Genomic DNA, 12,419 nt, shown 5'->3' with positions numbered 1-12,419 from the left:
CAGGTGCTCAGGCTGACACAAACAAGCCTTTTGAGATAGCCTCATTTTTTTCAAAAACCTCTAAAAATACCCTCTAGAGGGTATTGACATTCTCCCCCCCCCCGTATTTTTCAAACTAAAAACCTTATGAGAAATCTTATCTTTTTAGCATTTGTACTGCTTTTTTGGAGCTGTGAAATGCAATCTTTCGAAGAGTTGGCGATTGAGCCAGAAACAATCGAACAACTTACAGGCCCGTATCAAGTCACATCAGTAAGTAAGACTACTATTCAGTCATTGGGTAAAAAACTGGAAAAACGAATCGGCTTCAATGTAATCGAATCTGCCCAAATGAGGCAAATTTCAGATTTCACCTTTGATTTGGAGGCTTCACTGGTCAATTCTGATACAGTAAAGCGAAAAACTTATACTGTCCCATTTCTGGAAAAAGGGGATAAGTACAGCATCTTTAACCTTGTGATTGTCGCTGACAGTGCAGACAATGTCTTGGAGCAATATGTGCTACAATACGAGTTTGATGGCGCTCAATACCAGGCTTTTGAGCAAACCCAAGATATACTAGCATCTGGAGTCACGATTAAGCGCTTTCCTTTTTCCAGCTTTTTCAATGACTCCAATCCGGGGTTCTTAGAACGGTGTGACGGGATTTTTGACAGTAATGGAGATCCTGTTACTTGCGATGAAGTGACCTTAAATTTTGGTGGATTCAACGGTGGGGGTGGGTCTTCTGGAGGAAACATAGCAACGATTCCTGCGGGAGGTGGTGATTCAGGACCTTGCATTTGGGGAGTTAGTTGGTCAAAATGCACATGTGATGGAGGTCATACTCATCAATGTGGATGCCCGGGGCAGTACCAAATTGTAACTATAAACTGTGGTTCTGCTATGATGAGAAAAGCATATGACCGACCTCAATCTTCGATGATGTGCATGGATTGTTCAGCTTCTGACTTCGGAGCTCCAGCCTTCACCTTAACCCGACATGCCACACAAATCGACAATCTTCTTACTGATTTTAATCTTACAGATTGGCATATGGCCTATTTGAGTTTGAATTCAACATTTTCCTCGTCGTTTAGATCTGCGCTATTCAATGATCCAAATTTGGACCAGGATGCAGCGATGTTTACCCTATCTGCAGGGATGAACGGGGCATTAAGTGGGAATTTTAACTCAACATTTATACTATCAGTGGAAGGGCTGATGGAAGAATCAGAAGCTGATTTGACTCAAGAACCATTTCGAATACTGTTTCAATCTTATTTTTCCTCCAAGTACTTGATTTTAAAATATCAGAATCCGAGTTGGTCGCAAGAAAAGCTATTTTATGAAACGGCAAAGGAAGCAATCCATTTGACTTTGGATGCGATCGGAATGATAGAAGGGCTTGGTACTCCTGCAGACTTATTCAATGCCGGCCTGTACTATCTGGAAGGGGATAACTTGAACGGAAATCTAAGTCTAGTAGCTGCTACTCCCGTCATTGGCCTATTTTCGACAACCATAAAAGGCGCAATTAGACTAAAAGGTATAATTCCCGGAACTACAAGAAGAATTACCCACGTGTGGGTCAAAAATGGAAATAAGATTCTTTTTGGAGGAACCAATCTCAGAAAAGTAATGGGCCTAACCGACCCTACCAAACATGCGCATCATATCTTACCTTTGGAGCATTCCAATCATCCAGTCATCCAGAAAGCAGCACAATTAAAGGAAAATCCTTTCCACATGGATGAATTAAACAATGATATAGCAGTTCCGTCACTCCAAAATACAAATCATCCCGCCTATAATCAAAGGGTCTTTGCTGTATTAGAAAATTACAATCTTACAAATCCCAACGCAACGCCTGAACAAGCTTATTTATTTTTAAATCAGGAAATTGCAAAAATTAGATCCAAAATAGAACTTCTCCCTCCAGGAGGAAAAATTAATGACGTAATATGGAAATAAAATATTACCAGCTTCAAATCATGTGTGAACGTGCGAAAAGGGAGCTTAAAGTAGAAGAAAAAAACATCATAGGGTATATGAATTTTGATGGTATTCCAAGTATTGGAAATTCTCCAAAACAAGTCATTAAAGCTAAATCTAATTTGAAAGATTTTTATTTACCTTCCTCTGATTTGGGAAGCAGAAAAATCCTTTCCTCTAGATGTAAAGAACTCTTTGAAAAAAATAGAAAAGGAAACGTAAGGTACATACCCTGCCCGCTAATTCAAGGAAATGAAACTTTAAATGACTATTGGATAACTGATTTTATTCAATTTGATGATGATGAGGTTGATTTTGATAGGTCAATATTTGAACTCTGTGAAGGCTGGGTTGAAAAAGAAGAAAATGGAATACCCATTGAATTTGGAGAAAAATTCGAAGAAATAAAGTTTCAAAACCTCAATGAAAAATTAGAATTTGAAAAAGCCAAACTTAATCATTTAAGTAAGATTAGAGCGGTTAAACTATTTATGAAACCAAGTTGCTCATTGCCTTTTCTACATATGAGAAGCTTTGGAGTTTTTGACATTATTATTTCAGAACAGTTAAAAACCGAACTCCAAAAACAGAAAATGGACAAAGGAATCGAATTCAAACCTTTGGAAATTTCTGATGAAGAATGGGGAGGGACAAATGGACTTCGCAAAAAGTTTTATAAATAAAATGGTATCCAGCCCAAGATTCTTTGGGCTGGATACTCTTTAACCTAATTGATATATGCAAGAAAATCAGGCACCAAGTCTGGAGGAATGGGTAGATTCCGATCAGAATCTAAATGAAAAAACTACGGAATTATTTGAATCCAATTTGCCTGTAGAAGAGCAGGCTCGAGAAGCTCTAACCTATCTTATTGAGAACTATAATTTGCCCGAAATGCCGCTAGATCTGGAAGAGCGTGATGAAGTTGAAAGCACTGAATATCCGCCGATTTCTATCTTTGAACAGATTGCCCAATTGAAGTTTGCCAATCCCGAGAACAATGATCCCAGGTACTTAGTATTGACCAGTGCCTATTTGATTAAACATGGATTATCTATCGACTTCTCGGAACAGCTTCAAGCTTTTTTGGGAAAAAGTGAGCTTCTTGGATTTGGGTATCGTGGAGAGGATATCCTAGAGGCTGAGCTAATTCCGGTTAAAAAGGGTGAAAGCTGGTATGAGTTAGGGTGTACTTTTTTTACCAAGGAAGTCATCTGATTGAAATAGAATTCCGGGCGACACAATCTGTCCAAAACAAAAGTAAAAACAAGCCCCGAGGGAAATTCCTTCGGGGCTTTTTTTGTGGCTTCTACCTGTCAGATTTCCTTCAAAATCCCCCAAAACATCCCAACTCCCGTTTCGATCAATTCATCTGGAAAATCATAGGTTCCTTCATGCAATTGGGGACAGTTTTCTCCCGCTCCAAGCCCAAAAAGGAATGAAGGGCAAACCTGCGAAAACAAACCAAAATCCTCCGACCAGCGAAAGGGTTCGGGTTTTTCTGTAGGGTTAAACCCCTGATTTTTTGCCGCTTTTTCTACAACCGAATACAAATCCGGATCATTGACCGAGACAGCAAACTGCTCCACAAAGTTGAACTCTACTTTCAAGTGTTCTGATTCCCCTATCTCAAGTGCTTTAGCTTTAACTTTTTCAATCAATACGTCTAAATCCTGTTGATTAAATGCCCGCAGTGTCATACTCAGACTTCCCTTTCCGGCACTTGTTCCGAAAGCCAAACTTCCCAGCTCAGCATGAATCAAGGTCAGCAAGGCAAATCCCGAAGCTTGTTTCGGAAATTCAGGCAGTTCCTGGATGAGTTTTGCAATCGCTTGGGCAGGATTGATTCCGGCATCGGGATGTGCGGAATGGGAAGTTTTACCTGTCAGCGTAATGGTCATTCCAGTGCTTCCAGCCGCAAAAGTCCCGCTTCGCATCACAATTTGATGCAATGGATACCCAGGGAGATTGTGTAGCGCAAAAGCAAAATCAGGCCTGATCTGCTCAAATCTTGGGTCTGCCATGACTGCCTTTGCTCCATCCCCTGTCTCTTCAGCTGGCTGAAAAAGCAAAATCACATCGCCATTTTCGGGGCGATTTTCGGCGAGTTTTTCTCCCAAACCGCAAATGATCGCCATGTGTCCATCGTGTCCGCAGAGATGGCCTTTACCCGGAATCTGACTTTGGTGGTCAGTTTTCTTTAAATCTTCGATAGGCAATCCATCCAATTCACATCTAAAAAGAATACGCTTTCCGGGCTTTTTCCCTTTATAGACAAAAGCCAATCCCGTTCCTCCCAACTTTTCAAAAACCTGATCCGGTTTAAATGGAACAAAAAATTCCAAAATCCGCTGAGCAGTTTGGCTTTCTTCCAAAGCGATTTCGGGAAATTGATGAAGCGTATGTCGGAGTTGGATTAGGTTGTTCATGAGTTGTTTTTAAAATTTAATTTGACTTGATAAGTCACGCTTCTTCCTCCTCCTTCAGCCACAAAAATCCCCAAATCCCGCAAATGCTGCAGATCTCGGGTGGCGGTGGCTTTGGAAGCTCCAGTCAGCGACATGTACTTTTTGGCGTTCATGCCCCCTTCAAATCCACCAGGACCTTCGTCCAGCATCCGATTCAGGACTTTCAGTTCCCGCTCATTCAATTCCTTCCCAAATGCATCAAACAGTTTGGTTTTCTGAAGTGAAAACTCAATCAGTTCTTCAGCATTTTCCTGCGCTTTCATCACCACATCGGCAAAATAGCCCAACCAAGAATCTACTCGAAGACTGCGCTGGGCTTGCTTGAGTTGATCGTAATACAGTTGGCGCTTCGATTCTATGACTTGAGACAAGCTGATTAAAATCGGTTGATCGACACCCTGATGAAGGGCTTTTTCGGCCAAGGCCCGACCGATTCGGCCGTTTCCGTCCTCAAAGGGATGAATACTTTCGAAGTACAAATGAACCAATGCGGCCCGCAAAATCGGATTTCGAATAGCCTTTTCACTATCAGGACTCGTGGCATTAAACCATGCAATGAATCGATTCATTTCCTCTGGAACTTGCACAGAAGGTGGTGCTTCGAAATGAACAATTTCTTTGCCCAAAGCCCCTGAGACCACCTGCATCGGCTCCGATCCGGATCGCCATTTCCCTGCCTGAATGTATCGATTACCCTCCATGAGCATGCCATGCCAGGAGAAAAGGATGGACTCGCTCAGTGGCTCGCTCCATGTTTGACGGACTGCGACCATCAGCTTGGCGATACCCTTGGCCCGATGATCTTTGACTAATCGAGGCTGCTCCTCATGGATGCCAAGGTTCTTTTTGAGGGAAGACATGACATCGACTCGGCTGAGGAATTCCCCTTCGATGGCTGAAGTTTTTATGGCCTCAGACAAGAGAATGTCCACAAGAAGTTGGTCTTTCTTCGCTTCGTTAATTCCGGAAAACCGTCCACTGGATTGCCCGGATTTCAGCAGAAACTTGAGTTGGAAATCCTCCAGAATTCCCGGGGTAAACTCAAATTCCGGCCAGCCTTCCTGTTGCCAATTATAGCTCATGAGCCGATTAGATTTCTTATTCGGCTCAAATATACATATTTTTTGAGCCGATTAATAAACTTATTCGGCTCATAAATATAAAAAAATATGAGCCGATTAGGATTACTAATCGGCTCACTAATTTAGATAATTGAATTTAAAGCTGTCCTGAGCCAAAACGAAAACCCAACCAAGCACCTCCAGCCATCAGAATCAAGGTCAAAAAAATCAGCAATAGCAGTGTGGAAAGGGGCATTTCCCAGTCCACATCACCGATTTTGAATTTGATGGGCTTGTGCCAATTCATTGTTGAGAATTTGAAATTAGAAGTTTGAGATTTGAAATTGCTGAAATATCCAAGGTGGACCGAATTTCAAATTTTGATTTTCAAATCTCAAATCATTTTTTGAGCATCGCTTTCCAGCCCTTTTCCTCGATCTGAGCAGCGGATTCTTCCACTTTTTCCCGAAGTCCAGTTTTGAAGGCATCCATCTTTTTCCCTACTTCTTCGTCAAAAGCTCCAACAATCGAAGCGGCTAAAATCCCGGCATTTTTACCTCCATTCAAGGCAACTGTCGCTACGGGAATCCCACTTGGCATCTGCAAAATGGACAAAATACTATCCCAGCCGTCAATCGAATTCGAGCTTTTCACAGGCACTCCGATCACAGGCAAACTTGTCAAAGAAGCGACCATTCCCGGAAGATGCGCAGCTCCTCCAGCACCCGCTACGATGACTTTGATTCCTCGCTCTCTCGCAGAATGCGCATAGTCAATCATTCGCTGCGGGGTCCGATGGGCGGATACTACCGTCAACTCGTACGCGATGCCGAGTTCTTCGAGAAACTGAGCCGCTTCGGCCATGATAGGAAGATCGGATTGACTTCCCATGATTATTCCTACTTGTGGGTTCATGGAGTGGATTTGATTTTGATCAATTCTTTGATTCGATGTGCTTTGGATTTCAAGGCGTTTATGTTTTCGTCCAAAATGGTCACATGGCCCATTTTTCGGAAAGGTTTGGTTAATTTTTTGCCATAGAGATGAATGTACACGCCTTTTTCTGAAAGTGCTTCTTCCATACCCTCCACTACTGCAGGACCAGAGAAACCATCTTCACCCAGCAGATTAATCATTGCTGCGGGACATCTCAGATCTGGATTGCCAAGCGGCCAGTTCATCACTGCACGCAAGTGCTGCTCAAATTGGGAAGTAAAGTTCGCTTCTATCGTATGATGACCACTGTTGTGCGGTCGAGGAGCGATTTCGTTGACTAAAACCGCCCCGGACTTTGTCACAAAAAGCTCAACTGCAAGGATTCCGACCATGTCTAGCTTCAGGATGACTTCTTTGGCGATTTCCTGTGCTTTAGCTTCTATTTCTGCAGAGATTTCCGCTGGCGCAAAAAGGAATTCCACCAAATTGGCCGTCGGGTGAAATGCACACTCTACCGCAGGATAGGCGATCAGGTCACCCCTTTGGTTCCTGGCTACCGTCACTGCGATTTCTTTGTCAAAATCGATGAGTTTTTCCAAGAGTCCCGGAGCGTCAAATGCATTATCCAAATCTGCTTCACTACGCAAAATCTGCACTCCTCGACCGTCATAGCCTTCTTTTCCAAGCTTATTTACTGCTGGCAAAAAGTCTTTTTTTGCGATGACATCGGCCTTATTTTCAGTCAAAACAAAATCAGCTGTGGGAATCCCATGCAGCTGATAAAATTGCTTTTGCTCGCGCTTGTCCTGAATTAATTTGAGAATGTGAGGCTGCGGATATACGCTCTTGCCCTCTTCGGCTAATTTTTGAAGAGCAGCTGTATTGACTGCCTCAATCTCCACGGTGATGACATCGCAGTTTTGCCCAAAGGTATAGACTGTTTCAAAATCCTTGAGCGACCCAACCGCAAAATGCTGTGCAATATCCCTACAGGGAGCATTGGGATCCGGGTCTAGAATGTGGATGTCCTGATTGTAATTGATGGCGGACTGTATGAGCATTCGGCCCAATTGTCCTCCGCCCAATACTCCGAGAATCTGATGTTGTGATGATTTGGCCATATCGAGACCAAAATTAACAGATTCTCAGAGAATGGAGCACAGTCGAGGCGGATACCTCAGAATATCAGAATAAGGGTCAGACCCGTCTCCCGCTGATGACTCGAATCAAGATCGACACTACTGCCAAAACGAGTAGAATGTGGATAAGTCCTCCAACACTATATACAAATACACCCAACAACCATCCAATAACCAAAATAACTGCGATTAGATACAATAAAGAATTCATGATTTTTTTTGATTTAGTTAAACAATTGATTTCCTGTTAGAAGTCAATCAAAATGCCAAATCATACTATTGTCTAAATCTTATCCCCATCAACTCCATCAGTTTATGGGCATTGAAGCTAGGACAGGGGCCTTTTTTTATTTTATAATCAAAGTTTATGGATTGATCCATAATCTCAGAATGAAACGAATAATTGTGGACTTTTTCCACACTTTGTTGCAATTCGGCTAATTCTATATCATGTGTGCTGATGATGCCAAGTCCATTTGTCTGAAGAATTTGCCGGATCAATGCCTCCGAACCTGAAATCCTGTCTTGGGTATTGGTGCCTTTTAGAATTTCATCCAAGAGAAAAAACAACGTTTCTCCCGATTCCAGTCGCTTGATCAGGGTTTTGATCCGACTGAGCTCTGCGTAAAATGAACTGACACTTTCTCCAAGATTGTCCGAATTGCGCATGCTGGTATAGAGCTGAATCGGTCCTAAAGTAAGGCTACTGCCAAACGGGCTCAATCCCAAATTAGCAAGGACACAGTTGATCCCCAAAGTCCGCATAAAGGTCGTCTTCCCGCTCATATTTGCCCCGGTAAGTAGGACCAATCGGTTTTCAGCATCAAACTCAATCGAGTTGGCGATTGCTTTTCCCTGCAAGATCAGCGGGTGTGCAAGTGCTTCAGCTGCAAGAGTATGTTCTTTGGCCCATACTACAGTTCCATTTCCCTCGAGTTGTGATTCAAAAGCACCCAAAGACACCCAAACTTCCCAATTTTCCAGCGTTTGTGGCAAGTGGCCAAGTGATGATCCGACTTTCTGCTTCCATTTGATCAAACGCGTAAAAAGGAAAAAGTCGGTCCAGAGCAGCAAATTGATCGGGAGGTAAAGTAAGTTGATCCTGTTCTGCGCCCAAAGTCCAAGATTGTCCAATTCCTCCAACTGAGCGGAAATAGTAGAAGAAGGTTGAGTAAAAATCTGCCTTTCCTCCACCAATGCTTGAGCCGAAAAGTTCTCTTCTTCGATCTGACGGGATCGGATACGATAGGACTTCAGCATGGATGCGGATGGAATAGACTCTGCTGCCTCCTTGAGCGGATTGAAAACTCGACTTAAAAAACCCAGACCAAGCAGAATCCAAAGCCCCAATACAGCCTCAGGTACAATTCCAAGAAAAATCAATAGTAACATGGTAATCCCCCCTACAGGACCCGTAAAAGCCAAAACGTAGTGAAATGCGGAGACCTTTTCCACCTTTTCCAACCATTGAATCCACGTTTGGGTCGGTTTCTCGTCTTTTTGGAATGCCAATCCCACAGCTTCCATCGCATTCAAAAATTCTTTTTTCTGGGAAAGCTCTGCCACTGCTTCAGCTCTGGACTGCGAAGCTTGTGGATCAAAGTGACTTTTCATCAAATCGGCAAGCTTACTTTTTCCCGATGCAGAAGTAGTGTGATTCAGCAATTGAAAAAGCGAATGACTGCCAAAAAGATCCAAATCACCGGAAAAAGGGTGATTTTTATCTGAAAATTCAGCTCCCGAATCCAAGAGTTCCAGCCTTCTGTTTTCACGGAGGATTTGATTTTCCTGCATTTTCAACAATGCCAAATAAACCTTCTCCTGATCTTTGAGCGCATTCGTGCGCTGGATTAGTTTGACAAATCCCCCGATTGCAATGGCGGCAGGAATCAGCAATAGAGAACTTTCAGCTAGGCCTAAGACCAGCAAAGCTCCCATTCCAAAGAATGTAAGCAGTCGAAAAATACTCAGGGTTGAACTTTGGCTTCTAAGGGCTTTGAGCTTTTCAGGAATTTGCTCAGTCTGAAAATCAATCATGAGCAAAGATAACTATTGTATCCAAGGCAAAAATTGATTTATATTTGCAATATTGTTGCATTTATATATTTCATGGATAAAAAAATCAGGGGCCTCTTTCTTACAAATTCCAGAATTATTTTTCGCTGCCTAGCCTTGGCCATGCTTTTAGCGCTAAGTTCCTCCCAAACTCCTCCTATACGGTTGTGGGACCTTTTTTCCACTACCAAATTCACCGAAAAACTCAACAAGAAAATTGGTCTGTACTTCTTCTATCCAAATTTTAATGAAGAATTAAAGGCTCTCGAGGGCAAAACAGTAGAGCTGCGTGGTTTTTTTATCCCGCTGGACATACAGCAAAAATCCACCATCATCCTATCCAAATACCCCATGGCGGAATGTTTCTTCTGTGGGGGTTCAGGGCCAGAAAGTGTCGCTGTTGCTCACCTAAAAAACCTCCCCTCCCGCAAATTAAAAATGGACCAAATCATCACCGTGCGGGGAATTCTACAACTCAATGCCGAGGATGTAGAGGAGATGACCTTCATAATTAACCAAGCAGAAATCATCAATTGACTCATGGAACACAAACTTCCGGTTACTGTCCTCAGTGGATTCTTGGGGGCAGGAAAAACAACCCTGCTCAATCATGTCCTGCACAATAAAGATGGACTGAAAGTCGCCGTAATAGTCAATGATATAGGAGAAGTCAATATTGACGCCCAAATCATCGCTCGGGGAAACACCCTTTCAAAAACCGAAGAAAAACTCGTCGAAATGAGCAACGGCTGCATCTGCTGCACCCTGCGGGAAGACCTCATGGAGGAAATTGAAAAACTAGCTCGAGAAAATCGGTTTGACTACTTACTTATTGAAAGCTCAGGCATCTCTGAACCTTTACCAGTCGCGCAGACATTCAGTTTTGTAGATGAGGAAAAGGGAGTTGACTTATCACGGTTCAGTCGGCTAGACACACTCGTGACCGTAGTGGACGCCCTGAATTTTCCCAAGGATTTTGGCAGTGCTGAGACAGTTTTTTCCAAAGGAATGAATGCCGATGTAGAAGACCAGCGGTCTATAGTCAATCTTCTCACCGACCAAATCGAGTTTGCAAATGTGATTTTGCTCAATAAAACCGATCTGGTTTCGCCCGAGCAAGTGGAAGAATTGAAAGCTATTCTTGAAATGCTGAATCCAAAGGCAAAAATCCTTACCACTGATCATGGAAAAATCTCCCCGGATCTCATCCTCAATACCAGGCTCTACGATGTAGCAGAATTAGAAGGGACTGAAGCTTGGCAGGAAGAACTACAGAAAGACCACAGGCCTGAAACAGAGGAATATGGGATTACAAGTTTTGTGTTTCGGGATAGGAGGCCCTTCCATCCGGAGCGTTTCTGGCATTACATCAATTACTCTTGGCCGGCCAGCATCATCCGAAGCAAAGGTCTGTTTTACCTCGCTTCCAGAAAAGACCAAGCAATCTCTTGGTCTCAAGCAGGAGGAAGCCTCAAGGCAGATCCTGTGGGCGTATGGTGGGCTTCGATGCCTTTCAAAAAACGAATTCACTATGCATCATTCATCGAGAATCAACGCTGGATCGAGAGCAAGTGGGACAGGCAATTTGGAGACCGATTGAATGAATTGGTGCTGATCGGCCAATACGCTGACGAAGAAACCATAAAGGATGAGTTGAAATCCTGCCTGCTGACAGAACAAGAGTTAAATTTATATTTTGAAGGGAAATCCTTTCAGGACAATTGGCCGTTTTAGTGACATGGCAAAGACAAAAACTAAGGAAAAACCACTGGCTGAGGAGTGGGATTTGAGCGAGGGGATGGGTATCCTGCCTTCTGATATTTCATTTACCCAAAATGTGGGCTGTGTCGGTGGTACGAATAAAAAACCAAAACCCGACAAGCCCAAACCGGAAAATAAATCCTAGATTTAGCTGATTTTTAAACGCTTATTTCTTATGAAAAAATTCAATCCCTTTCTCTCAATGCTATTTGGGGGGACCATTCTGCTAGCGCTCCTGTCCTGTGAAAGCGGTGAGGACCCAATCACCCCTGAGGCAACTTTGGATTTGGTAGAGGATGAGTTTGTCATCAACGCTGCCTACGAGGATTTAGACTTTCTTACTTTGGACGTGCTACAAAGTAGTGGACTCGGTCTACGGACGACTGCAACAGCTGACATTTGCGCCAATACTGTAGTCACCCATGACGAGTCAGCTAAAAAAATTACCGTTGACTTCGGTGCAGGATGTACAAGTCCTAATGGTGTAGTACGAAAAGGAAAAGTAATCCTAGCCTACACAGGTACAAACTTTCTTTTTCCGGGAACCTCCATCACTACCACATTTGATGGCTATGAAGTGGATGGACTTAAAGTTCAAGGTTCGCGCACCATAACCAACGGAGGTATTGACCTCATCAATAGCAAAGTGACCCTAAATGTGAAAATAGAGAACGGTGTGATCACTTGGCCGGATAATTCGTCTGTGACTTACACCAGCAATCAGGTACGCCAAGTCAGCCTCGGATCCGGCGGGTATGAAGTTTCCATCACGGGAACTGCCTCTGGAGTGAGCCGAATGGGATATGACTATACCGCAACTGTTACAGAATCTCTGATCATCAACGAGGATTGCGCCCGATCCGGCGTATTTGTTCCGAGCTCCGGGATCCTTGGTTTTACATTTCAAGGAATCGCTGCCTCAGTCAATTATGGCACTGGCGCCTGTGATAAAGTGGTAGAAGTGACCTATCCAGGCGGAACCAAAGAACTTACGCTCGATTAACAACCCCAAAATTTCAATGGAA

Annotated in this window: 14 protein-coding genes; 7 read left to right on the top strand and 7 right to left on the bottom strand. The window is 43.2% G+C overall.

The features are described 5' to 3' along the window. Window positions 1-126 precede the first annotated feature (126 nt). The 3 genes from DK188_RS02255 to DK188_RS02245 are packed head-to-tail and all read left to right on the top strand — an operon-like array spanning window position 127 to window position 3,192. Window positions 127-1,953: an AHH domain-containing protein gene (locus tag DK188_RS02255; protein ID WP_111669150.1), complete on the top strand. Its 1,827-nt coding sequence runs from the start codon at window positions 127-129 to the stop codon at window positions 1,951-1,953. A gap of 20 nt (window positions 1,954-1,973) precedes the next feature. Next, on the top strand, window positions 1,974-2,657 hold the full coding sequence (locus DK188_RS02250) for a hypothetical protein (protein ID WP_157963145.1): 684 nt from the start codon (window positions 1,974-1,976) through the stop codon (window positions 2,655-2,657). 55 nt (window positions 2,658-2,712) lie between these two features. After that, window positions 2,713-3,192 (top strand): hypothetical protein, encoded by a 480-nt coding sequence (locus DK188_RS02245; RefSeq protein WP_111669148.1) that lies wholly within the window; start codon window positions 2,713-2,715, stop codon window positions 3,190-3,192. A gap of 98 nt (window positions 3,193-3,290) precedes the next feature. On the opposite strand, the gene DK188_RS02240 is transcribed toward DK188_RS02245, so the two are convergent. The 7 genes from DK188_RS02240 to DK188_RS02215 form a co-directional block, all read right to left on the bottom strand. Further along, a complete protein-coding gene (locus tag DK188_RS02240; RefSeq protein WP_111669147.1) occupies window positions 3,291-4,403 on the bottom strand; it encodes an amidohydrolase in 1,113 nt (370 codons plus the stop codon). Then, window positions 4,400-5,524 (bottom strand): Fic family protein, encoded by a 1,125-nt coding sequence (locus DK188_RS02235; RefSeq protein ID WP_111669146.1) that lies wholly within the window; start codon window positions 5,522-5,524, stop codon window positions 4,400-4,402. The genes DK188_RS02240 and DK188_RS02235 overlap by 4 nt, the downstream gene beginning before the upstream one ends. A gap of 136 nt (window positions 5,525-5,660) precedes the next feature. Beyond that, entirely contained in the window at window positions 5,661-5,810 is a 150-nt protein-coding gene (locus tag DK188_RS21620) for a hypothetical protein (protein ID WP_198672954.1), read from the bottom strand. Between the two features lie 92 nt (window positions 5,811-5,902). Further along, complete coding sequence (gene purE / locus DK188_RS02230; protein WP_111669145.1) at window positions 5,903-6,418, bottom strand: 5-(carboxyamino)imidazole ribonucleotide mutase; 516 nt, start codon at window positions 6,416-6,418, stop codon at window positions 5,903-5,905. Next, the gene (locus DK188_RS02225; protein ID WP_111669144.1) at window positions 6,415-7,560 is read right to left on the bottom strand and encodes a 5-(carboxyamino)imidazole ribonucleotide synthase; all 1,146 of its coding nucleotides are present in this window, start codon (window positions 7,558-7,560) and stop codon (window positions 6,415-6,417) included. Before DK188_RS02225 ends, purE begins: the two co-directional genes overlap by 4 nt. Window positions 7,561-7,636: 76 nt before the next feature. After that, window positions 7,637-7,789: a lmo0937 family membrane protein gene (locus DK188_RS02220; protein ID WP_111669143.1), complete on the bottom strand. Its 153-nt coding sequence runs from the start codon at window positions 7,787-7,789 to the stop codon at window positions 7,637-7,639. Window positions 7,790-7,854: 65 nt separating this feature from the next. Beyond that, window positions 7,855-9,615: a MutS-related protein gene (locus DK188_RS02215; protein ID WP_111669142.1), complete on the bottom strand. Its 1,761-nt coding sequence runs from the start codon at window positions 9,613-9,615 to the stop codon at window positions 7,855-7,857. Between the two features lie 141 nt (window positions 9,616-9,756). On the opposite strand from DK188_RS02215, the gene DK188_RS02210 reads away from it, so the two are divergent. The 4 genes from DK188_RS02210 to DK188_RS02200 are packed head-to-tail and all read left to right on the top strand — an operon-like array spanning window position 9,757 to window position 12,397. Next, window positions 9,757-10,170, top strand: a complete 414-nt coding sequence (locus DK188_RS02210) for a hypothetical protein (protein ID WP_111669380.1) — start codon at window positions 9,757-9,759, stop codon at window positions 10,168-10,170. A gap of 3 nt (window positions 10,171-10,173) precedes the next feature. Next, the gene (locus DK188_RS02205; RefSeq protein ID WP_111669141.1) at window positions 10,174-11,367 is read left to right on the top strand and encodes a GTP-binding protein; all 1,194 of its coding nucleotides are present in this window, start codon (window positions 10,174-10,176) and stop codon (window positions 11,365-11,367) included. A 4-nt stretch (window positions 11,368-11,371) separates the two neighbouring features. Continuing rightward, window positions 11,372-11,539: a hypothetical protein gene (locus tag DK188_RS21615; RefSeq protein ID WP_198672953.1), complete on the top strand. Its 168-nt coding sequence runs from the start codon at window positions 11,372-11,374 to the stop codon at window positions 11,537-11,539. A 30-nt stretch (window positions 11,540-11,569) separates the two neighbouring features. After that, window positions 11,570-12,397: a hypothetical protein gene (locus DK188_RS02200; RefSeq protein WP_111669140.1), complete on the top strand. Its 828-nt coding sequence runs from the start codon at window positions 11,570-11,572 to the stop codon at window positions 12,395-12,397. The last annotated feature ends 22 nt before the right edge of the window (window positions 12,398-12,419 follow it).

The sequence above is a fragment of the Algoriphagus litoralis genome (genome assembly GCF_003259255.1).
Classification (GTDB): Bacteria; Bacteroidota; Bacteroidia; order Cytophagales; family Cyclobacteriaceae; genus Algoriphagus; species Algoriphagus litoralis.
The sequence above is the reverse complement of the archived record's forward strand: the minus strand, read 5'-3'. Positions and strand labels throughout refer to the sequence as shown.